At 47.6% G+C, this 22,321-nt stretch carries 18 protein-coding genes, 1 pseudogene and 1 other annotated feature (1 of these 20 running past the window's edge); of the genes and pseudogenes, 17 read left to right on the top strand and 2 right to left on the bottom strand.

The genetic code is table 11. The features are described from left to right. The first annotated feature begins 1 nt into the window (after position 1). The 9 genes from leuB (at position 2) to yihA (ending at position 12,248) form a co-directional block, all read left to right on the top strand. Complete coding sequence (gene leuB, locus M654_RS17480; protein WP_026588147.1) at positions 2-1,114, top strand: 3-isopropylmalate dehydrogenase; 1,113 nt, start codon at positions 2-4, stop codon at positions 1,112-1,114. Between the two features lie 33 nt (positions 1,115-1,147). Continuing rightward, positions 1,148-2,566, top strand: coding sequence for a 3-isopropylmalate dehydratase large subunit (gene leuC / locus M654_RS17475; protein ID WP_026588146.1), 1,419 nt, complete (start codon positions 1,148-1,150; stop codon positions 2,564-2,566). 15 nt (positions 2,567-2,581) lie between these two features. After that, positions 2,582-3,181: a 3-isopropylmalate dehydratase small subunit gene (leuD, locus tag M654_RS17470; RefSeq protein WP_026588145.1), complete on the top strand. Its 600-nt coding sequence runs from the start codon at positions 2,582-2,584 to the stop codon at positions 3,179-3,181. 132 nt (positions 3,182-3,313) lie between these two features. Beyond that, a complete protein-coding gene (gene ddcA / locus M654_RS17465) occupies positions 3,314-4,321 on the top strand; it encodes a DNA damage checkpoint antagonist DdcA (RefSeq protein WP_026588144.1) in 1,008 nt (335 codons plus the stop codon). A gap of 207 nt (positions 4,322-4,528) precedes the next feature. Next, complete coding sequence (tig, locus tag M654_RS17460) at positions 4,529-5,803, top strand: trigger factor (RefSeq protein ID WP_026588143.1); 1,275 nt, start codon at positions 4,529-4,531, stop codon at positions 5,801-5,803. Between the two features lie 261 nt (positions 5,804-6,064). Further along, positions 6,065-7,330 carry an ATP-dependent protease ATP-binding subunit ClpX gene (gene clpX, locus M654_RS17455; protein WP_026588142.1) on the top strand — a complete coding sequence of 422 codons (1,266 nt, stop codon included), beginning with the start codon at positions 6,065-6,067 and terminating at the stop codon, positions 7,328-7,330. A gap of 132 nt (positions 7,331-7,462) precedes the next feature. After that, on the top strand, positions 7,463-9,118 hold the full coding sequence (gene lonB / locus M654_RS17450) for an ATP-dependent protease LonB (protein ID WP_026588141.1): 1,656 nt from the start codon (positions 7,463-7,465) through the stop codon (positions 9,116-9,118). A 221-nt stretch (positions 9,119-9,339) separates the two neighbouring features. Further along, entirely contained in the window at positions 9,340-11,664 is a 2,325-nt protein-coding gene (gene lon, locus M654_RS17445) for an endopeptidase La (protein WP_026588140.1), read from the top strand. After that, positions 11,661-12,248, top strand: coding sequence for a ribosome biogenesis GTP-binding protein YihA/YsxC (gene yihA, locus M654_RS17440; protein WP_026588139.1), 588 nt, complete (start codon positions 11,661-11,663; stop codon positions 12,246-12,248). Before lon ends, yihA begins: the two co-directional genes overlap by 4 nt. Before the next feature lie 43 nt (positions 12,249-12,291). On the opposite strand, the gene M654_RS17435 is transcribed toward yihA, so the two are convergent. Next, a complete protein-coding gene (locus M654_RS17435; RefSeq protein WP_410207089.1) occupies positions 12,292-12,786 on the bottom strand; it encodes a hypothetical protein in 495 nt (164 codons plus the stop codon). 180 nt (positions 12,787-12,966) lie between these two features. On the opposite strand from M654_RS17435, the gene hemA reads away from it, so the two are divergent. The 8 genes and pseudogenes from hemA to ysxE all read left to right on the top strand — a co-directional run bounded on the left by hemA (position 12,967) and on the right by ysxE (position 21,722). Beyond that, entirely contained in the window at positions 12,967-14,322 is a 1,356-nt protein-coding gene (gene hemA, locus M654_RS17430; protein ID WP_026588137.1) for a glutamyl-tRNA reductase, read from the top strand. Between the two features lie 5 nt (positions 14,323-14,327). Further along, positions 14,328-15,158 (top strand): cytochrome C assembly family protein, encoded by an 831-nt coding sequence (locus tag M654_RS17425; RefSeq protein ID WP_026588136.1) that lies wholly within the window; start codon positions 14,328-14,330, stop codon positions 15,156-15,158. A 36-nt stretch (positions 15,159-15,194) separates the two neighbouring features. After that, positions 15,195-16,136: a hydroxymethylbilane synthase gene (gene hemC, locus M654_RS17420; RefSeq protein ID WP_026588135.1), complete on the top strand. Its 942-nt coding sequence runs from the start codon at positions 15,195-15,197 to the stop codon at positions 16,134-16,136. Continuing rightward, the gene (locus tag M654_RS17415; RefSeq protein ID WP_026588134.1) at positions 16,126-16,920 is read left to right on the top strand and encodes a uroporphyrinogen-III synthase; all 795 of its coding nucleotides are present in this window, start codon (positions 16,126-16,128) and stop codon (positions 16,918-16,920) included. The genes hemC and M654_RS17415 overlap by 11 nt, the downstream gene beginning before the upstream one ends. A gap of 3 nt (positions 16,921-16,923) precedes the next feature. Further along, positions 16,924-17,898, top strand: a complete 975-nt coding sequence (gene hemB, locus M654_RS17410) for a porphobilinogen synthase (RefSeq protein WP_026588133.1) — start codon at positions 16,924-16,926, stop codon at positions 17,896-17,898. Between the two features lie 25 nt (positions 17,899-17,923). Further along, on the top strand, positions 17,924-19,219 hold the full coding sequence (hemL, locus tag M654_RS17405; RefSeq protein ID WP_026588132.1) for a glutamate-1-semialdehyde 2,1-aminomutase: 1,296 nt from the start codon (positions 17,924-17,926) through the stop codon (positions 19,217-19,219). A 135-nt stretch (positions 19,220-19,354) separates the two neighbouring features. Next, a pseudogene (locus M654_RS24435) lies at positions 19,355-19,903 on the top strand (LysM peptidoglycan-binding domain-containing protein); the annotation flags it as partial. A 796-nt stretch (positions 19,904-20,699) separates the two neighbouring features. Further along, entirely contained in the window at positions 20,700-21,722 is a 1,023-nt protein-coding gene (ysxE, locus tag M654_RS17395) for a spore coat protein YsxE (RefSeq protein ID WP_026588130.1), read from the top strand. A 16-nt stretch (positions 21,723-21,738) separates the two neighbouring features. On the opposite strand, the gene M654_RS17390 is transcribed toward ysxE, so the two are convergent. Beyond that, positions 21,739-21,930 carry a hypothetical protein gene (locus tag M654_RS17390; protein ID WP_026588129.1) on the bottom strand — a complete coding sequence of 64 codons (192 nt, stop codon included), beginning with the start codon at positions 21,928-21,930 and terminating at the stop codon, positions 21,739-21,741. Between the two features lie 168 nt (positions 21,931-22,098). After that, positions 22,099-22,321: a binding site (T-box leader), on the top strand; it runs 9 nt beyond the window's last position.

The raw sequence follows: 22,321 nt of genomic DNA, 5'->3' as shown, positions 1-22,321 counted from the left end.
TTTGAAAAAACGAATCGCACTTTTGCCCGGTGACGGAATTGGTCCCGAAGTATTGGAAGCGGCTGTTGATGTGCTGAAAAGCGTTGCTGAACATTATCAGCATGAGTTCGAATTTGAATACGGTCTGATCGGCGGCGCGGCAATTGATGAGGCGGGTGTGCCGCTACCTGAAGAAACTGTCGCTGTCTGCAAAGCTGCGGACGCCATTTTGCTCGGCGCGGTTGGCGGGCCGAAATGGGATCAAAATCCTTCTGAACTGAGACCTGAAAAAGGGCTGCTTGGGATTCGCAAACAGCTCGACCTATTCGCCAATCTGCGGCCTGTTAAGGTGTTCGAGAGCTTGGCTGAAGCATCCCCTTTAAAAAGCGAACATATTGAAGGCGTTGATTTTGTCATCGTTCGCGAACTGACGGGCGGCTTATATTTCGGAAAGCCGAGCATGCAGTATGAGAATCAGGACGGTGAACGGGAAGCCGTCGACACGCTGCTGTATCAAAAATCAGAAATCGAAAGGGTTGTCAGGGAAGCTTTTCGAATGGCCAAAGGGCGCAAAGGGAAAGTCACATCTGTCGATAAAGCAAACGTCCTTGAATCCAGCAAACTTTGGCGGAAAACAGCCGAAGAAGTCGCCCAAGGCTTTCCGGATGTCAAGCTTGAGCATATGCTTGTCGACAATGCCGCAATGCAGCTCATCTACAATCCCGGACAATTTGACATCGTTGTCACAGAGAACATGTTCGGCGATATTTTAAGTGATGAAGCTTCCATGCTGACCGGATCGCTCGGCATGCTTCCGTCAGCGAGTCTGTCAAGTTCTGGTCTTCATTTATATGAGCCTGTGCACGGTTCAGCTCCTGACATCGCGGGGCAAAACATCGCCAATCCGCTTGCTGCGATTTTGTCTGCTGCGATGATGCTCCGGACGTCATTCGGTCTTGAAGCGGAAGCAACAGCCGTTGAACACGCGGTCGATCAGGTGCTCCGCTCAGGAAAAAGAACGAAGGATCTCGCAAGAGGGTCTGAGCATTGCACGACAACGTCGATCACGGAGGAAGTAAAAGCCGCATTGGCGGATGACAATGCCATTTCAAACATCATGACCGCTTACGTTTAAGGAAAATGGATATTGGTAGAGGGAGGAAACAAGATGATGCCTCGAACGATCATCGAAAAAATTTGGGATCAGCACGTCATTAAAAAAGGAGAAGGAAAGCCTGACCTTTTATATATCGACCTGCATTTGATACACGAGGTCACTTCGCCTCAGGCCTTTGAAGGCTTACGACAGAAAAATAGAAAAGTCAGAAGGCCCGAAAATACGTTCGCTACGATGGACCACAACATTCCGACTGTGAACCGGTTTGAGATTAAAGATGAAGTCGCAAAGCGGCAGGTCAGCGCACTTGAACGGAACTGCGAAGAGTTCGGGATCCGCTTAGCCGACCTGTCAAGCGTTGATCAGGGGATCGTTCATGTCATCGGTCCGGAGCTTGGATTAACACTGCCTGGCAAAACGATCGTCTGCGGAGACAGTCATACATCGACACACGGGGCATTCGGTGCACTCGCATTCGGGATCGGAACGAGCGAGGTTGAACATGTTCTGTCAACACAGACACTCTGGCAGAAAAAACCTAAAACGCTGGAAATCCGCGTGGACGGCAAGCTGCAAAAAGGTGTGACCGCCAAGGACGTCATTCTTGCCATCATCGGAAAATACGGAGTCAAATTCGGCGCGGGCTATGTGATTGAATATACCGGCGAAGTATTCCGAAACATGTCGATGGACGAACGGATGACCGTCTGCAACATGTCGATCGAAGCGGGGGCAAGGGCAGGGCTGATCGCACCTGATGAAACGACTTTTGAATATGTAAAATCGAAAAAATACGCACCAAAAGGCGAGGAATTTGAAAAGGCTGTCGCAGAATGGAAAAGTTTGAGAACCGATCCCGGCGCTCAATACGACCGCTCAATTGTAATGGACGGAAATGACATTTCACCGATGGTGACATGGGGAATCAATCCGGGGATGGTCCTCCCGGTTGATGCAGCGATTCCGGGACCTGAGGCATTCGCACAGGAAGACGATCAAAAAGAAGCGCTGCGCGCCTATGAATATATGGGTCTTGAACCTCATAAAAAAATTGAAGACATTACAATTGAACACGTCTTTATCGGCTCATGCACGAACTCGCGCATGACAGATCTCCGCCAGGCGGCCGAAATGATCAAAGGACAGAAAGTCGCAGAAGGCGTGAGAGCGATCGTCGTTCCGGGTTCGCAAAGCGTCAAAATCGAGGCGGAACAAGAAGGCCTTCACGAGATTTTTATCGAAGCGGGCTTTGAATGGAGAGAATCCGGATGCAGCATGTGCTTGAGCATGAACAACGATGTTGTACCTGAGGGTGAGCGCTGCGCTTCCACTTCCAACCGCAATTTTGAAGGAAGACAGGGCAAAGGAGCGAGAACCCATCTCGTCAGTCCGGCAATGGCGGCGATGGCCGCAATCCACGGCCGCTTTGTAGATGTCAGAAAACATTATCAAGAGACAACAGCTGTGTAAAGGAGTGAAACGAAAGTGGAGCCTTTAAAGACGCATATCGGAATAGCGGCGGTATTAAACAGAATTAATGTAGATACAGACCAGATCATTCCGAAGCAATTTTTAAAACGGATTGAAAGAACCGGGTACGGCCGCTTTGCATTCTTTGATTGGAGATACCTGGAAAGCGGTGAGCCAAACCCTGAATTTGAACTCAATCAGCCCGAATATAAGGGAGCATCGATTCTCATCGCCGGTGAAAACTTCGGCTGCGGTTCATCACGGGAGCATGCGCCATGGGCGCTTGGTGACTATGGATTTAAAATCATCATCGCGCCGTCATTCGCCGATATTTTTCATCAAAACTGTTTTAAAAACGGAATGCTGCCGATCCGCCTTCCTTATGAGACGTGGAAAGGGCTTGCCGAACAGTACGAAAACCAGTCTTTGAACATGACCGTCGATCTTGAAAAACAGACGATTACAGATCACAGAGGAAAGCAGATCACCTTTGAAGTCGATCCGCATTGGCGGGAGATGCTGCTGAACGGGCATGATGAAATTTCATTAACATTGCTCCTCGAAGAAGAAATCGAACAATTTGAGAAGCAAAGAAGCTCCTGGCTTCAAGCATAAAAAAGCTGTCCGATCCTTTTCGGAGGCTTTTTTTGCTAAAGGGGCAAAACACATTGTCATCGGTTCTTTCTTGTTTTTAGCGGGCCGGGTTGATACACTTGTAAAAAATAAGTGCCTGAAAGGAACTTAAGCATGAAGCATGACAAGAAAAACTCAAAAGTCATCCCGTTCCCCAACGTAAAGGAGCGTTTGGTGCATAAAGGGATGTCCGCGCTTAAAGAAAAAGATTATCACGAGGCGCTGCGGCTGTTTTCAGAAGCGAAGCACTACGATGATGAGGAGTCGGACATTTATCTCGGAATGGCCATCTGCCTTTTGGAGATAGGCGAACTTGAGGAAGCGAAGAACATCTGTGAAAAAATGCTGAAGGAAGGCCACGGACACTATTTTACGGTTTTACAGGTCTACCTGACGATTTTAATCCAGCTCAGGCAGTATGAAAAAGTAAAAGAGACGATCGAAGCTGTTCTCGAAGAAAACAAGCTGCCGCCGGAAAGCGCCGAACAGTTTTATAAATTGCTCGATTTCAGCCGCAAGATGACGGAAGATCCCGGCCAGGAGGATGTCATGGAAGACCTGCCGGAGACAAAAGAACTCGACCAGGAGACGATTTTGTCCGACACCGGCGAGCAGTTAAAGCTGATTCACGGGCTCAAAGACCGCAATCTGACGAACTACATCGGCTTATTGAAAACGATTCTGCAAAACCCGAACGGGCATCCCGTCGTGAAAACGATGATTTTGCAGCTGCTCGCAGAATCAGACCATGAAAAACCGACGCTTGTCGCAAAGTTTGGCGAATCGATGACAATCAACCCGAAGGAAACGGTAAAACCGGAAGACATGACGATTCTCAAAGCTGTACTGAATGTGCTGGACGACACGCTCGGGAATGAAAATCCCTCGCTTTACCAGGCGGTGGAAGAGCTGTGGCGCAGGCATATTTATGTGCTGTATCCGTTTCAGCCGAAATACGCAAACCGCGAACTTTGGGCTGCCGCGCTTCATAAAGTCGGATATGAAATGCATGGCATCGACATCGATAAAGCGGAGCTTCATATGCTTTATGAATTCAATGACAGTCAGCTGGAAGAAGCCTGCGCGATGATCAAAGATATAGAAGAAATTTCTTATTTGTAATTGTTGAAAGCAGCAGGCATTGTGTTATAATATAGTGGTTGCATTTGTGAAAAACGGAGCTGATCCGTTTGCCGCTAAAGATTCATTATTTATCTTTGTATACATAATGATGGCTGACATTAGAGCGAAGCTTTTGATGGACGTAGCCGTTTGCTTGTTTTAAAATGGAAAACCGACACAACCTGAATAGATTTTGGAGGGAAACAAATGTCAGTAAAATGGGAAAAACAAGAAGGAAACGAAGGCGTTTTAACGGTTGAGGTAGATGCCGATACCTTTAATAAAGCCCTTGATGATGCATTTAAAAAAGTTGTGAAGCAAGTATCCATTCCTGGATTCCGTAAAGGGAAAGTGCCGCGCGGTTTGTTCGAACAGCGCTTCGGTGTTGAAGCTCTTTATCAGGACGCATTGGACATCCTGCTTCCTGTCGAATATCCAAAAGCGATCGAAGAAGCGGGCATTGAGCCTGTAGATCGTCCGGAAATCGATGTCGAAAAAATCGAAAAAGGCGAAAGCCTGATCTTCACTGCGAAGGTAACGGTTAAGCCTGAAGTGAAGCTCGGCGAATACAAAGGGCTTGGCGTTGAAAAAGACGATACGGCCGTAACGGATGAAGACGTTCAAAACGAACTCAAATCCCTTCAAGAGCGCCAGGCTGAACTGGTCGTGAAAGAAGACGGAAAAGTGGAAGAGGGAGACACCGTTGTTCTTGATTTCGAAGGATTCGTTGACGGTGAAGCATTCGAAGGCGGAAAAGCGGAGAACTATTCCCTTGAAGTCGGCTCAGGCTCATTCATTCCGGGCTTTGAAGACCAGCTTGTAGGCCTTGAAGCAGGTGCTGAAAAAGACGTTGAAGTGACATTCCCTGAGGAATACCACGCTGAAGAATTAGCGGGCAAACCTGCTGTATTCAAAGTGAAAATCCATGAAATCAAAACGAAAGAGCTTCCAGAGCTTGATGACGATTTCGCGAAAGATGTCGACGAAGAAGTCGAAACGCTTGCCGAGCTGACTGAAAAGACGAAAAAACGTCTTGAAGAAGCAAAGGAAAACGAAGCGGAAGCTAAACTTCGCGAAGAGCTTGTAACAAAAGCTGCTGAAAATGCCGAAGCCGATATTCCTCAAGCGATGATCGACACAGAGCTTGACCGCATGATGAAAGAATTCGAACAGCGTCTGCAAATGCAGGGCATGAATCTTGAGCTTTACTTCCAATTCTCAGGCCAAGATGAAAACGCGCTGAAAGAGCAAATGAAAGAAGATGCCGAAAAGCGCGTAAAATCAAACTTGACGCTGGAAGCCATCGCCAAAGCTGAAAATCTTGAAGTGACGGATGAAGAAGTCGAAGAAGAGCTTTCAAAAATGGCTGAAGCTTACAATATGCCTGTTGAAAATATCAAACAAGCAATCGGTTCTACAGATGGAATGAAAGAGGATTTGAAAGTTCGCAAAGCGATTGATTTTCTTGTAGAAAACCGTTAATATGTTTCATAATCATAATAATAAAACAGGGCGCGAATGTTTCGTGCCTTGTTTTATACAATTTTGACTTATCAGCTTTTCTTTGGGAAAGGATAATGTCAAGCGGATGAACATACATATTGAATATGCCGGATAGGCAAACACAACGTTATCGCCTTTTCGGAAAGTGTGGTAAAATGCAATACATAATGGAACGAATGTTACAGCGTATGTTTCTTTCAGGCGAAGAAACGGAATGACAAGGATATAAGGGGTGAAAGAATGTTTAAATTCAACGAGGAAAAAGGACAATTGAAATGCTCGTTTTGCGGTAAAACTCAAGATCAGGTACGCAAGCTTGTCGCCGGACCAGGCGTGTATATATGTGATGAGTGCATCGAACTTTGCACTGAAATTGTAGAAGAGGAACTCGGTTCAGAAGAAGAAGTGGAGTTTAAAGACGTTCCGAAGCCGAAGGAAATCCGCGAAATTCTTGATGAATATGTCATCGGCCAGGATCAGGCGAAAAAATCCCTTGCCGTGGCCGTCTACAATCACTACAAAAGGATCAACTCCAACAGCAAAGTCGACGATGTCGAGCTGTCCAAGAGCAATATTTCCATGATCGGTCCGACCGGAAGCGGGAAAACGCTTCTTGCGCAAACGCTGGCCCGCATCTTAAATGTGCCGTTTGCCATTGCGGATGCCACATCTCTTACAGAAGCAGGCTATGTCGGTGAAGACGTGGAAAACATTTTGCTGAAGCTCATCCAGGCTGCTGACTACGATGTTGAAAAAGCCGAAAAAGGCATTATTTACATCGATGAAATTGATAAAGTAGCGAGAAAATCCGAGAACCCTTCCATCACACGCGATGTGTCGGGTGAAGGTGTTCAGCAGGCGCTGCTTAAAATTCTTGAAGGTACGGTTGCAAGCGTTCCGCCTCAAGGTGGAAGAAAGCACCCTCATCAAGAGTTTATTCAAATTGACACAACCAACATCCTGTTCATTTGCGGAGGGGCCTTTGACGGTATTGAGCAAATCATCAAGCGCCGCCTCGGACAAAAGGTGATCGGTTTCGGTTCTGATAACAAGCATGACAATCTTGAAAGAGAAGCGCTGCTCTCAAAAGTGCTTCCTGAAGACCTGCTTCGCTTCGGTCTGATTCCGGAATTCATCGGACGTCTGCCGATCATCGCCAGCCTTGAGCCGCTGGATGAAAAAGCGTTGGTCGATATTTTGACAAAACCGAAAAACGCACTCGTGAAGCAATATTCGAAAATGCTTGAATTGGATAATGTGGAGCTTGTGTTTGAAGATGAAGCTCTCACGGAGATCGCCAAAAAAGCAATCGAACGCAAAACAGGTGCGCGCGGACTTCGTTCCATTATCGAAGGAATCATGCTCGATGTGATGTTTGACCTGCCGTCACGCGAAGACATCGAAAAATGCGTGATTACAGGCAAAACCGTCACTGACGGCGAACCGCCGCGTCTGATTATGAAAGACGGCACTGTCGTCAACAAAGATAAAAAGACATCTGCTTAAGATGAAACCCCTTGATTTCAGGGGGTTTTTTCTTTTGCAAAATTATCCCGTCCTTACGTTTATTCCCTCCCTGTTCAGGAAATACTAACTGACATACTTAAGATACGAAACCATTTCAGGAGGGACCATCAGTTGAGCTGGACGAGCATTGCACTTTTTGTACAACTATTTTTCGGAATCATCATCGGTTTATATTTTTGGAATTTGCTTAAAAACCAAAGAACGCAAAAGGTTACAATAGACAGAGAGTCCAAAAAAGAGATGGAACAGCTCCGGAAAATGAGATCGATCCATTTGTCAGAACCTTTGTCAGAAAAGGTAAGGCCTGCAACATTTAAAGATATTGTCGGCCAGGAGGACGGGATTAAAGCGCTGAAAGCCGCGCTTTGCGGGCCGAATCCGCAGCATGTGATCATCTACGGCCCTCCCGGAGTGGGAAAGACGGCTGCCGCTCGGCTTGTGTTGGAGGAAGCGAAAAAAAATAAGCGCTCCCCTTTTCAGGAACATTCCGTCTTTGTCGAGCTTGATGCGACAACGGCCCGTTTTGACGAACGGGGGATTGCCGATCCGTTAATCGGCTCGGTCCATGATCCGATTTACCAGGGAGCCGGGGCGATGGGACAGGCGGGTATTCCGCAGCCGAAGCAGGGCGCCGTCACACACGCCCATGGCGGTGTTTTATTTATCGATGAAATCGGCGAGCTTCACCCGATTCAAATGAATAAAATGCTGAAGGTCCTTGAGGATCGAAAAGTATTTTTGGAAAGTGCTTATTACAGTGAAGAAAACACGCAAATTCCAAAACATATTCACGACATCTTTCAAAACGGACTGCCCGCTGATTTCAGGCTGATCGGTGCAACAACGAGAATGCCTGAGGAAATCCCGCCCGCGATTCGTTCGCGTTGCTTGGAAGTGTTTTTCCGGGACCTGGAAAAACACGAATTGAAAACAGTCGCAAAAAAAGCAGCTGAAAAAATCCAAAAACAAGTCGCAAATGAGGGGCTGGACCTGTTGACGCGCTATGCACGTAATGGCCGTGAAGTCGTCAATATGATGCAGATCGCCGCCGGAATGGCTTTAACGGAAGAACGCAGCGATGTGACCCTTGAGGATATCGAATGGGTGATCCATTCAAGCCAGCTGACACCAAAATACGAACAAAAAATCGCTCAAAAACCACAAGTCGGTATTGTCAACGGTCTTGCCGTCCACGGTCCAAACAGCGGCTCGCTTCTGGAAATTGAAGTGACCGTCAATCCGGCGGCTGATAAAGGGACGATTAATATTACGGGCATAGCCGAGGAAGAGAATATCGGCAATCAGTCAAAATCGATCCGCCGCAAAAGCATGGCGAAAGGGTCTGTTGAAAATGTCATGACCGTCCTTAAAACAATGGGAGTGAAAGCTTCCGACTATGACATTCACATCAATTTTCCGGGCGGAATTCCGGTGGACGGGCCGTCGGCTGGGATTGCGATGGCGGTCGGCATTTTTTCAGCCATCCATAAAATCCCGATTGACCATACGATTGCCATGACGGGCGAAATCAGCCTGCACGGCCGGGTAAAGCCGATCGGCGGTGTGATTCCGAAAATAAAAGCCGCCAAACATGCGGGCGCTAAAACCGTCATCATTCCGCATGAGAATGTGCAGTCGATCTTAAATCGGATTGAAGGCGTTCATATCATACCGGTCAAAACCTTGCAGGAAGTCCTTGATCTCGCTTTAGTGGACCCGCCGACGGAAATGCCGGAAGGAGCTCAAATCAAAAAAGAATCCGTATAATCCTCATCATCAGATGGGGATTTTTTTAACGGCGTCAGAGGCGTTTTCAAAAGCCTTTCGGAAGCGGCAAGTTTTCTTTCCAAAGGTCATCTTTTCCTTTTTCAGAAGTGAAAGAAAGGGTATACTACAGTAGACCCTTTTATTTCGGGCTTACAATTGTACAGGGATAAAAAAAGTATATTATAATGGTTCATACTAAAGCTACGGAGGTGTCAGTCAAAATGGCAGATGAAACGAAACGAAACATCCCGCTCCTCCCTTTAAGAGGTTTACTTGTCTATCCGACGATGGTTCTGCACCTTGATGTAGGGCGTGAAAAGTCGGTTGAGGCGCTTGAACAGTCTATGATGAATGATCATATGATCTTTTTGGCCACACAACGGGACATATCCATAGACGAACCGAGTGAAGAAGAGATCTTTACGTTCGGAACCTATACGAAAATCAAGCAGATGCTCAAGCTGCCGAACGGAACGATCCGCGTGCTCGTTGAAGGCATTCAGCGCGCCCGCATCCTCGAGTATCATGAAATGGATGACTATACATCTGTAAAAATCGAGCGAATCGAAGAAGAAACCGAAAAAGACGTGGAAGACGAAGCGCTTATGCGTACGCTGCTTGACCACTTCGATCAATACATAAAGATTTCTAAAAAAATATCGGCTGAAACATTTGCGGCAGTGACAGATATCGAAGAGCCCGGACGAATGGCGGATATCGTCGCCTCCCATCTTCCGCTTAAGTTAAAAGACAAGCAGGAAGTGCTGGAAACCATCGATGTGAAAGCCAGATTAAATAAAGTGATCGACCTGATTCACAATGAAAAAGAAGTCCTTGAGATTGAGAAGAAAATCGGGCAGCGTGTGAAGCGTTCAATGGAAAGAACGCAAAAGGAGTACTACCTGCGCGAGCAGATGAAAGCCATACAAAAAGAGCTCGGCGACAAGGAAGGAAAAACCGGCGAAGTCCAAAAGCTGACTGAAAAAATCGAGCAGGCCGGGATGCCCGACAATGTAAAGGAGACGGCATTTAAAGAGCTGAACCGGTACGAAAAAATCCCGTCAAGCTCCGCTGAAAGCTCGGTGATCCGCAATTATATCGAATGGCTCGTTTCCCTCCCGTGGAATGAGGCGACAGAAGACAGGCTCGATATTAAACTGGCCGGCAAAATACTCGATGAAGAGCATCACGGCCTTGAAAAAGTGAAGGAACGGGTTCTCGAATATTTAGCCGTGCAAAAGTTGACCCGTTCTTTGAAAGGGCCGATTTTGTGCTTGGCCGGACCGCCGGGAGTCGGGAAAACGTCGCTGGCCAAATCGATCGCCAAATCGCTCGGCCGAAAATTCGTCCGCATTTCGCTGGGCGGCGTCAGAGATGAATCGGAGATCCGCGGTCACCGCCGCACATATGTGGGTGCGATGCCGGGCCGGATCATTCAAGGAATGAAAAAAGCCGGCAAGAACAACCCTGTATTTCTTTTGGACGAGATCGACAAAATGGCTTCTGACTTCAGGGGAGATCCGGCGTCAGCGATGCTGGAAGTGCTCGATCCTGAGCAAAACCATACATTCAGCGATCATTATATTGAAGAAACATTTGACTTATCAAAAGTATTGTTTATCGCAACGGCGAACAATTTAGCGACGATCCCCGGCCCGCTGAGGGACAGGATGGAGATTATCACGATTGCGGGCTATACGGAGGTCGAGAAGGTTGAAATTGTAAAGGACCATCTGCTTCCAAAACAGCTGAAGGAGCACGGATTGAAGAAAACCAATCTGCAAATCCGCGACAACGCTGTCCGTGATGTTATTCGCTATTATACGAGGGAAGCCGGTGTGCGGAGTCTTGAACGCCAGATCGCATCGATATGCAGAAAAGCGGCAAAGCTGATCGTCTCAGGCGAAAGAAAAAGGATCACGGTCACGGAAAACAACCTTGAAGACTACCTTGGAAAACGGATGTTCAGATACGGACAGGCTGAGCTCGATGATCAAATCGGCGTTGTCACGGGCCTTGCGTACACGGCGGTCGGCGGAGATACGCTGTCAATCGAAGTGTCGCTGTCCCCTGGGAAAGGCAAGCTGATCTTAACCGGAAAGCTCGGCGATGTCATGAGAGAATCCGCACAGGCTGCCTTCAGCTATGTACGTTCAAAAGCGGAAGAATTAAACATCAGCCCGGATTTTCATGAAAAACAAGACATCCACATTCACGTGCCGGAGGGCGCAGTTCCAAAAGACGGCCCATCCGCAGGCATCACGATGGCGACCGCTCTCGTATCCGCGCTGACGGATCGTCCGGTTTCCCGCAGCGTCGGTATGACAGGGGAAATCACGCTGAGAGGCCGGGTGCTGCCGATCGGAGGTCTCAAGGAAAAGACGCTGGCGGCGCATCGTGCCGGCCTGACAACGATTATTATGCCGAAAGATAACGAAAAAGACATAGAGGATATTCCAAAAAGCGTGCGGGAAGGCTTGACATTCATACCCGTCGCCCATCTGGATGAAGTCCTCAAGCATGCATTAGTAGGAGAAGAGAAATGAAAGTAACAAAATCAGAAATCGTCATCAGTGCGGTGAAACCCGAGCAGTACCCTGAAGGGGGGCTGCCGGAAATCGCCCTTGCCGGAAGGTCGAATGTCGGAAAATCGTCATTCATCAATACGATGATCAACCGGAAAAACTTAGCGAGGACGTCTTCTAAGCCCGGAAAAACACAGACATTGAACTTTTATATTATTAATGACGTCCTCCATTTTGTCGATGTCCCGGGCTATGGATTTGCAAAAGTGTCAAAAACAGAGCGTGAAGCATGGGGCCGGATGATCGAGACGTATTTGACATCACGCGAAGAGCTGAAAGCGGTCGTCCAAATCGTCGACCTCAGGCACGCTCCTTCTCAAGATGATGTCATGATGTACGACTTTTTAAAGCATTACGGAATCCCTGTGATCGTGATCGCGACAAAAGCGGATAAAATCCCGAAAGGAAAATGGGAAAAGCATGCCAAAGTCGTCAGACAGACCTTGAATATTGAACAGGGAGACCAGCTGATTTTGTTTTCTTCGGAAACGAAAAAGGGCAAACAGGAAGCGTGGTCTGCCATTGAACACATGATCAACAGCTGAAAAAAAGCACTTGCCGTCAGAGCAAGTGCTTTTTTGGAATAAATTACTTTCTTTTCAAGAATAATAAGAAGAGGCCGATGAGTATGAAAGCGGCCGGCCAATACGTTTCCACATACGCCGTCTCGATTTTCAGCGAACGGAGCCAGCTGATAATCTGCTGAAAGAAATAGAGGTATAAAGCGACGGCGATCATCAAGAGACTCTCATATTGGTATTCCTTCGTCCGCATTGATTTAACGAGAAGGGCCGCTCCGACAATCAGCACGATCACCGCAAAATCATCCGCATGTCCAAACAGCTCCTGTTTAAAGGTAAAATAAACGCTGATGGCGGTCACCAGCAGGCCGGCAAAGAAGTGGGCGGAATCGGCTTCTTTTTGGCCCTGATATAAAAAGGCCAGACCGATCAATCCCGACAGGACAGACCATTCAGCTTGTCCTTCAAACAGGTTGATCTGTCCCGTTCGCAAAAAGGCGTAAATGGATACGGCGAGCAGCAGCAATGGAAGCAAAACAGATTTCTTTTTCAACGTTATCACCTTCTTGATGTTGTAAATAGAACTAGGAAAGCAATTTCTACTATATCACATCAATTTTTTAAAATCTGTTCACATTTTGTGAAGAGAAAATAGTGAATATATGTTATAATCGTTTTGAATAATAAATTCTATATTATAATGATTCTAATTTAGATAGATGTTGGGGGTGCAAGCAGGAATATGCATATACTTGTCGTGGGATTGGATTACAAATCAGCCCCTGTTGATATACGCGAAAAGCTGACCTTTCAGCCGAGTGAGCTGGGGCAGGCCATGTCGCAGTTAAAAGAAGAAAAAAGCATACTGGAAAACATTATCGTGTCGACATGCAACCGGACAGAGCTGTATGCAGTCGTAGATCAGCTGCACACCGGACGTTACTATATGAAAATGTTTTTGGCGAACTGGTTTGGACTGGCGAAAGAAGAAGTTTCCCCTTACTTAAAGTTTTATGAAAACGACGGGGCCGTTGAACACCTGTTCAGGGTAGCCTGCGGTTTGGATTCGATGGTTATCGGCGAAACGCAGATTTTGGGCCAAGTTCGTTCAAGTTTCAAGCTGGCTCAGGAAGAGAAAACGATTGGCACCGTTTTCAATTATTTGTTTAAGCAGGCCGTCACCGTCGCCAAACGCTGCCATTCTGAAACAGATATCGCTTCCAATGCCGTATCTGTCAGCTATGCCGCTGTTGAGCTCGCCAAAAAAATCTTCGGTGATCTTTCCGATAAGCATGTGCTTATTCTCGGCGCCGGCAAAATGGGGGAGCTTGCGGTGCAAAACCTTCACGGCCAAGGAATCGGACAGGTTACGGTCATCAATCGAACCTTTTCAAAGGCAAAAGAGCTTGCCGGCCGTTTTTCAGGTGAAGCGAAAAGCTTGAATGAGCTGCAGTGCGCTTTAATGGAAGCCGATATACTCATCAGCTCAACTGGGGCAAACGGGTATGTCGTGACAAAGGACATGATCGAACAAGTCAACAAGCTTCGCAAAGGTTGTCCGCTTTTTATGGTGGATATTGCCGTTCCGCGTGATCTTGACCCGGCACTGAGCGAAGCGGAAGGCGTCTTTTTGTATGACATCGACGATCTCGAAGGCATCGTAGAGGAAAACTTGAAGGAGCGTCAGGCTGTTGCTGAGGAAGTGGAGCTGATCATCGAGTCTGAAATCGTCGCCTTCAAGGAGTGGCTGAATACGCTCGGCGTCGTTCCGGTTATCTCGGCTCTGAGGGAAAAAGCTTTGACGATTCAGTCGGAAACGATGCAGAGCATCGAACGAAAACTTCCTCATTTGAGCACGAGGGAGAAAAAGCTTTTAAACAAGCATACGAAAAGCATTATCAATCAGCTTTTGCGCGATCCGATTTTAAAGGTGAAGGAATTGGCGTCAGAACCGGCTGCCGAAGAAAAGCTCGCTTTGTTTATGCAAATCTTTGATATCGAAGAAGCGGCTTTTCCGGCTGCACAGGAACAAGATGAGCGTCAGCCTGCTGCTGTTTTTAAAAGGCTGCAGGGGATCACTTCCATCGCGAGTGAGTGACGGTTATGACGGACACATTGCTGGCAAGGCTTAATGAAGTGACAATCGTGTTTTATGCGCTCAGTGTTCTCTTTTATTTTATAGATTTTCTACAACACAACCGGAAGGCAGGGAAAATGGCCTTCTGGTTGCTTTCTATTGTCTGGATTCTTCAGACGTTCTACCTTTTTTATTTCATGCGGTATACGGATGCATTTCCTGTTTTGAACAATGTCCAGGGTCTGTATTTCTACGCGTGGGTGCTTGTCACGTTGTCGCTTGTGCTGACAAAGCTTTTGAAGGTGGATTTTCTTGTCTTTTTTACAAATGTGATCGGATTTTCAATGGTGGCGATTCATACGTTTACACCGACTGCTCAGCAATCGGCGGAGCTTTCAGGGAGGCTTGTATCAGAGCTTTTGATCATCCATATTACAATGGCGATACTCTCGTACGGAGCGTTTTCTCTGTCTTTCGTCTTTTCGGTGCTTTACCTGTTCCAGTACCGTTTGTTGAAACGGAAAAAATGGGGGAAATGGCTCCTCAGAATTGAAGACTTGTCAAAGCTTGATCATATGGCATACATTCTCAACATTATCGGGGTTCCGATGCTGCTTTTGAGCCTGATACTGGGGATAATATGGTCCTATGTGTCACTTGAAACGCTCTACTGGACGGATCCGAAGGTGCTCGGTTCAATCGTGCTGCTTTTTTTATATGGATACTATTTATTTATCAGGATTGTCAAAGAGCTGCAGGGACGGATTGCGGCGATGTGGAATACCGCGTCTTTTCTTGTTCTCTTGATCAATTTCTTTTTGCTCGGCAGTTTTTCGCAATTTCATTGGTTTAGTTGAAAACGGGCTGGCCGTAGTGAAGTGGGAGGAAAAAACATGAGAAACATCATCGTAGGCTCAAGAAGAAGCAAATTGGCGATGACCCAGACAAAATGGGTGATCAGCAAACTGAAGGAATTCAATCCCGAAATGACGTTTGACATAAAGGAAATGGTGACCAAAGGCGATCGTATATTGGATGTCACCTTGTCAAAGGTTGGCGGGAAAGGGCTTTTCGTCAAAGAAATCGAGCAGGCGATGCTCGCTGGGGAAATCGACATGGCGGTTCACAGCATGAAGGACATGCCGTCCGCACTTCCTGAAGGGCTCATGATCGGCTGTGTTCCGAAGCGGGAAGATGTCCGGGATGCGCTGATTTCCAAAGGACATCAAAAGCTCGCGGATCTAAAACAAGGAGCGGCGGTAGGAACGAGCAGCCTGCGGAGAAGCGCGCAGCTCTTGCAAATCCGCCCGGACCTTGAGATCAAGTGGATCAGGGGTAATATCGATACAAGGCTGAAAAAGCTGGAAACGGAAGATTACGACGCGATTGTTTTGGCGGCGGCAGGCCTGTCAAGGATGGGGTGGCAGGACGATGTCGTTAGCGAATTTCTTGATCCGGAAAGCTGTCTCCCCGCCGTTGGACAAGGCGCTTTGGCGATTGAATGCAGAGCGTCCGACAAGGAGCTGCTGTCTCTGTTTTCCAAGCTGAATGACCGCTATACCGAACGGACCGTTATGGCTGAGCGCAGCTTCCTTCATGCGATGGAAGGCGGATGTCAGGTTCCGATTGCAGGCTTTGCGATGATGGATGAAGAAGATGTCATCGAACTGACCGGACTTGTCGCCTCTCCCGACGGCAAAACGGTCTACAGAGAAAAAGCGAGGGGAACGGATCCTGAGGCTGTCGGCCGGGAATGTGCGCTGGCCATGTCTAAAAAAGGCGCAAAGGCGTTAATTGACCGCGTCAAACAGGAGCTTGATGAACATGAAGGATGATCATCTTCCTTTAAAAGGGAAAAAGGTGCTCATCACCCGCAATAAAACGCAGGCCCGCTCTTTTGCAAAAAAAGTGGAGGAATTGGGGGGAGAAGCGGTTTTAACTTCATTGATTTCATTCCGCCCCGCCCTGCCAAGAGAGCAGGCGTCTCTCTTTCAAGCGGGCCTTGAAGCCGCTGACTGGCTGGTCTTTACAAGCGTAAACGGGGCCAAATTCTTTTTTTCATACTTGGAAGATCACGGAATCAACCTGCCGGAGGCACCGCGGGTAAAAGTGGCCGCCGTCGGCGAAAAGACCGCCCGGTATTTGCGGGACAGGCGCCTTGACATCGACCTCATACCGGATCTTTATGTGGCTGAACAGCTGGCGGAAGCTTTAAAACAACAGCTGAACCGGGGTGAAAAAGTCGCGGTGATAAAAGGCAATCTCTCCCGCGATGTGATCAAAAAAACCCTTTCTCCCCTCGAGATTGACGTTTCGGAATGGACGCTGTACGAAACCGTCCCTGACCGGCGGGGAATTCGTGATCTGAAAGGCGTGGCAAAACGCGAAGCATTTGATTTTGTGACGTTTACGAGTTCCTCGACGGTACATACATTTATGAGCATTCTGAAAGAGGAAAGCAAGGATTGGGCCGAACGGGGCCATACCGTGTTTATCAGCATCGGCCCTTTGACGAAGAAGGCGCTTGCGGAATACGGAATCCCTTCCTTGATGTCTGAAGTATACACAATTGACGGAATGCTGGAAGCGATGTGCAGCATTTCAAGAAAAGGAGAATGACAAATGGAAGCATCATTTCACAGACACCGCCGTCTGCGGACGACGGCAGGCATGCGAAAATTAGTAAGAGAAACCGAATTGGGGGCCGCAGACTTCATCTACCCGATTTTTGTGACGGAGGAACAGAACGCGAAACACGAAGTGCCGTCCATGCCGGGAGTATATCAGCTGTCTTTAGACAACCTCAAAGAAGAGATGGAGGAAGTCGTTCGTCTCGGCATTCAATCGGTGATTGTTTTCGGTGTGCCTGTGCACAAAGATGATGTCGGAAGTGGAGCATATCATGACCACGGCATTGTCCAAAAAGCGATTTCAAAAATTAAAGAAGACTTTCCTGAGCTGGTCGTCATCGCTGACACATGTCTTTGCGAATATACGGACCACGGCCACTGCGGCCTTGTTGAAAACGGGGAAATTTTAAATGACGAATCGCTCGTCCTTCTGGCGAAAACAGCGGTCAGCCAAGCTCGCGCTGGCGCGGACATTATCGCTCCGTCAAATATGATGGACGGATTTGTTGCCGCGATCAGGGAAGCGCTTGATCAGGAAGGATTTACAAATGTGCCGATTATGTCGTACGCTGTTAAATATGCGAGCGCTTTTTACGGACCTTTTCGCGATGCGGCCGGCAGCAGTCCGCAGTTTGGAGACCGGAAGACATATCAGATGGATTATGCCAACCGCCGTGAAGCCCTTAGGGAGGCGCAGTCTGACGTGGAAGAAGGCGCCGACTTCCTGATCATCAAACCGACGCTTTCCTATCTCGATATTGTCCGCGAGGTGAAAAATGAATTCAATCTGCCTGTCGTCGGATACAATGTCAGCGGGGAATACGCCATGGTTAAAGCGGCTGCCCAAAACGGCTGGATTGACGAAAAAGCGCTTGTTCTGGAAATGCTGACAAGCATGAAACGGGCCGGCGCGGATCTCATCATTACGTACTTCGCAAAAGATGCGGCCAAATGGCTGGCAGAATAAGATTATGAACTGGGGGTTTTAGAGGATGCGCAGCTATGAAAAGTCTAATGCGGCTTTCAAAGAGGCGAAACGAGTCATGCCGGGCGGAGTGAACAGTCCGGTTCGCGCCTTTAAATCAGTAAATATGGACCCGATTTTTATGGAGCGGGGAAAAGGCTCAAAAATATATGATATTGACGGAAACGAATATATCGATTACGTCTTATCATGGGGTCCGCTTATTTTAGGGCACAGCAATGAGAAAGTCGTCAGCGGCATACAAAAGACCGCTCTGAATGGGACGAGCTTCGGCGCGCCGACAAAGGTTGAAACAGAGCTTGCCGAGCTTGTCATCGAGCGCGTTCCTTCCATAGAGGTCGTGCGCATGGTGAGCTCGGGTACCGAAGCGACGATGAGCGCCTTAAGGCTTGCGAGAGGATATACAGGCCGGAATAAAATTGTGAAATTTGAAGGCTGCTACCATGGACACGGCGATTCGCTGCTGATTAAAGCAGGCTCAGGGGTCGCCACACTGGGTCTCCCGGACAGCCCCGGGGTTCCCGAGAGCATCGCCAAAAATACGATTACTGTTCCCTACAATGATCTCGACAGCATGAAGCTTGTCTTTCAGGAATACGGAGATGACATAGCCGGCGTCATCGTAGAGCCTGTAGCCGGAAATATGGGAGTTGTTCCGCCGCTGACAGGATTCCTTGAAGGGCTTCGCGAGCTGACGGAAACGCATGGCGCACTGTTGATCTTCGATGAAGTCATGACAGGCTTTAGAGTGGATTACAACTGCGCACAAGGATACTTCGGTGTGACGCCTGATTTGACATGCCTCGGAAAAGTGATCGGCGGCGGTCTTCCTGTCGGCGCTTACGGAGGAAAAGCCGAGATCATGGAGAAAATCGCTCCGAGCGGACCGATTTATCAAGCCGGTACCTTGTCAGGCAATCCGCTGGCGATGACGGCGGGGCTCGAAACATTGAAGCAGCTGACGCCTGATTCCTACAAGGAGTTCTCCCGCAAAGCCGACCGATTGGAAAAAGGCATCTCTGAAGCCGCTGAAAAACACGGCATTCCTCATACATTCAACCGTGCGGGATCGATGATCGGCTTCTTCTTTACGAACGAACCTGTCATCAATTATGAGACGGCCAAACAGTCTGATCTTGATCTGTTTGCCGAGTATTATAAAGGCATGGCTGATGAGGGCGTGTTCCTGCCGCCGTCACAGTTTGAAGGATTGTTTCTGTCAACCGCGCATTCTGAAGAAGATATTGAACAGACGATTTCGGCCGCTGAAAGGGTATTCGCGAGAATCGGCCGATCCAAATAAAAGCAGAGAGGCTGCCGGCATGTCCGGCGGCTTTTTTTGTGCGCCCCCATGTTTTCTGTTCATATTCTCCCGGTTCTTTTCATACATCTTTACTGACATCTAATTTTAAAAATTAGGTGAAGGGAGGATATCAGTTTGCCGCAAAACAATCGTTTGCAATTTTCTGTAGAAGAGTCGATCTGTTTTCAAAAGGGACAGGAAGTATCGGAATTATTATCAATTTCATTGGATCCGGATATTTCCGTTCAGGAAGTGAATGATTATGTATCCATACGCGGGTCATTAGAGCTGACAGGCGAATACAACATAGATCAAACCCGGGAGTATGCTGAGCTGCCTGCGACAAGCCGATTTGTGGAAGATGTGAAGCTAAAAGGGGATAGCAGCGCGGAGCTGACGCATTGTTTCCCTGTGGATATCACCATCCCCAAAAACAAAGTCAGCCACTTAAATGACGTGTTTGTTTTTATCGACGCTTTCGATTATCAATTGACAGATGCCCGTATGCTGACGATACAGGCGGACTTGGCGATTGAAGGACTGCTGGACGTGGCGGGGGACGCCGACGAGACTGAGGAAGCGGATGTGCCGGTTTTTGAAGATGCACAACAAGCTGAAGAGTCGTTTGAGCCCGTTTACAGGGACCAAGGGGAGGAAGAGGAACTGAATGAAATCCCGCTTCATCTTGACACCCCGTACGATGAGCAGGCCGTGAATCAGCGGAACGAAGAGACGGATGATGAAAACGTGCCGATTTATCAGTCGTTTCTTAGCGATGACGAACATGAAGCAAAACCGTTTTTCACTGCGTCACTGTCGGCGGCGGAAAGGGCGAAGCGTGAATGGGAAGGACAAAAAGAGCCGGCTGACAGCCTAGAAGATGCAGAGGCCCAAAAGGAATCTGCCAAAAGCGCTGAAGAGGCTGAACCTGAACTTGAAAGAGAAGAAAGTGAAGAACAAAAAGAAGAGGAACCGGTTTACAGAACTTATCAAAACCATGAAGAATCAAATGAAACTCCGTTTTTCGGCGACCCGCCTCTTTTGGAGGACGAAGATGAAGAAAGAGAGCCGGATTCTTTTGACATTGAAGTGACGCAGGAATCCTCTGAAGAGGAGGAAGCCGCCCACTCGATTGAGATTCCGGAATACTCGTTTCACGAGCAGACAGAACCTGAAGAGGAAGCGAGAGATGAAGCCGATATACATGAAGCATCCGCCAAAGAAAATGACAATGCGCTTTATTTGACAAAGCTGTTTACAAAAGAGGGAGAGGAGGAGTTTTCGCGAATGAGGATGTGCATCGTTCAGCAAAATGATACCATCGATCTTCTGTGCGAACGTTACGACATTAATGTTCAGCAGCTCATACGGATGAATTCCCTTTCCCTTGACGAAGAGTTAAAAGAAGGACAGATCCTTTATATTCCTGATTATCATAACAGCCATGCCTAACGTATGAGCAAAAATGTGGTGAGCGAAAATGGAAGACATCCAGGCTCTCTTAAATGAATACGGTCTAGCCGCCGAATATATCGAACCTGTCAGCCCGAAAGTATGGAAGGTTTACACCGCCCACGGTGTATTCGCGTTAAAGAAGCTGGAGCCTTCAAGGAATAACCGCTTCACTGAACAGATGATACTGCTGGAGGAAAAAGGCTACAGACAGTTTGTTCCTGTCTACCGAAACCGCGGAGGGGAATTTTTAACCGGAGCGGGTCAAGAAGTTTGCTATTTAATGCCCTGGCTCACGCTGGAAAGAGGGGAAGAGCGGGATCAAAAGCATGAACATCTGTTTCAGGAAATTGCCCTCATCCATCAGAAAACGGAAAAAGAACTCAGGATGAGGCGGGAAGATATCGTCGGCCACTATGATCGGACAAAACGAAAATGGGAGATAGAGAAACAAAAATACGAAGAGATTGTCAGCCGGGCTGAGAAAGAATGGTATATGTCCCCTTTTCAGCTTCAGGCGGCCATGTATTACAGAGAGACGATTTCCGCCGTTGATTTTGCGCTAGACCGCCTTGATGAATGGCATGAAGCGATCAAAGAAAAAGAGTCTTCCAGAATCGTCTTGAACCACGGGCAATTGTCGGTCCATCATTTTCTGTACAACGATATGGGAACGGGCTATTTTACAAACTTTGAGAAAGCGGGATATGCCCCGCCTGCGAATGATCTGATCTTATTTTTCACAAGAATGTTCAAGTCCAATCCTGCATCATGTACGGAATGTGTGAACTGGTATTATACGTACCACGGTGTTTATCCTCTGCGCGAGGAGGAAGTGAGTTTATTCTTAAGTTATATGGCATATCCGGGGGCGATGTTTAAGACACTCAGCCGCTATCAGACAGAGAAGAAGCTGGAGGAAAAAGAAGCTTGCACGAAACTCTTGAAGGCGTATTGGCAGATGAAAAATGCAGAACCGCTTGTGATGAACATTCATAAAACAGAAGAAAACCGAAAACTGCAGGAAGAAACAGAGTCCCCATCATCATGATGCGGACTTTTTTTACTTAAATCCAGTCAAGGTGAAAGGCGCAGGCAAGGAGTATCAGAATGCCTAAAAGGAGAACATCAAACGTTGTTGGGAAGATTATGGTTCGAATGCCGTGAAAGATCGTAATCGGGAGGGCGACCTGGACTGCGACAAGCTTGATTTGTTTCAGCCAGGGCTGGAGTGAATATGTGTTGAATTTTTTTCGCATATTTTGCCTCCTCTCCTTGTCGTTACAGCATCATATGAGAAAAAAAAGCCTGTGTGCATGGCCCAATCTTGTATAGAACAAGATAAAAGCGGAAAAGATGATTGACGAAATGAAAAAAGATTTAGTAATATAAGAACAAGAAAAAGTACGTGCTGAAAAATCAATGATCCACCCGCTTTGAATGGGAAGAGTACAAAAACAGACGCTTACAGAGAGGGATGTCGGTTCGCTGAAAGGCTCCCAGCCAGTCTTTTTTGGAAGGTCGCCCAGGAGCGCAATTTCTCGAACATAAAAAGTAGAGAAATTCGGGAAAGTCCCGTTATCCCATTTAAGTGCATGAATGCGTATTTGCATTCATGAAAAAAGGTGGTACCGCGAGAGAGTTCTCTTC

Origin of the sequence: Bacillus sp. NSP9.1 (assembly GCF_000465465.2) — a bacterium.
Classification (GTDB): domain Bacteria; phylum Bacillota; class Bacilli; order Bacillales; family Bacillaceae; genus Bacillus; species Bacillus sonorensis_A.
This window is presented reverse-complemented; position numbering and strand designations above follow the sequence as displayed.

Bases quoted from the DNA above. Each gene is read 5' to 3' on its own strand.
- leuC (WP_026588146.1), top strand. From the start codon at position 1,148: ATGATGCCTCGAACGATCATCGAAAAAATTTGGGATCAGCACGTCATT.
- ddcA (WP_026588144.1), top strand. From the start codon at position 3,314: ATGAAGCATGACAAGAAAAACTCAAAAGTCATCCCGTTCCCCAACGTA.
- tig (WP_026588143.1), top strand. From the start codon at position 4,529: ATGTCAGTAAAATGGGAAAAACAAGAAGGAAACGAAGGCGTTTTAACG.
- clpX (WP_026588142.1), top strand. From the start codon at position 6,065: ATGTTTAAATTCAACGAGGAAAAAGGACAATTGAAATGCTCGTTTTGC.
- lon (WP_026588140.1), top strand. From the start codon at position 9,340: ATGGCAGATGAAACGAAACGAAACATCCCGCTCCTCCCTTTAAGAGGT.
- yihA (WP_026588139.1), top strand. From the start codon at position 11,661: ATGAAAGTAACAAAATCAGAAATCGTCATCAGTGCGGTGAAACCCGAG.
- hemA (WP_026588137.1), top strand. From the start codon at position 12,967: ATGCATATACTTGTCGTGGGATTGGATTACAAATCAGCCCCTGTTGAT.
- M654_RS17425 (WP_026588136.1), top strand. From the start codon at position 14,328: ATGACGGACACATTGCTGGCAAGGCTTAATGAAGTGACAATCGTGTTT.
- hemC (WP_026588135.1), top strand. From the start codon at position 15,195: ATGAGAAACATCATCGTAGGCTCAAGAAGAAGCAAATTGGCGATGACC.
- M654_RS17415 (WP_026588134.1), top strand. From the start codon at position 16,126: ATGAAGGATGATCATCTTCCTTTAAAAGGGAAAAAGGTGCTCATCACC.
- hemB (WP_026588133.1), top strand. From the start codon at position 16,924: ATGGAAGCATCATTTCACAGACACCGCCGTCTGCGGACGACGGCAGGC.
- hemL (WP_026588132.1), top strand. From the start codon at position 17,924: ATGCGCAGCTATGAAAAGTCTAATGCGGCTTTCAAAGAGGCGAAACGA.
- ysxE (WP_026588130.1), top strand. From the start codon at position 20,700: ATGGAAGACATCCAGGCTCTCTTAAATGAATACGGTCTAGCCGCCGAA.
- M654_RS17390 (WP_026588129.1), bottom strand. From the start codon at position 21,930: ATGCGAAAAAAATTCAACACATATTCACTCCAGCCCTGGCTGAAACAA.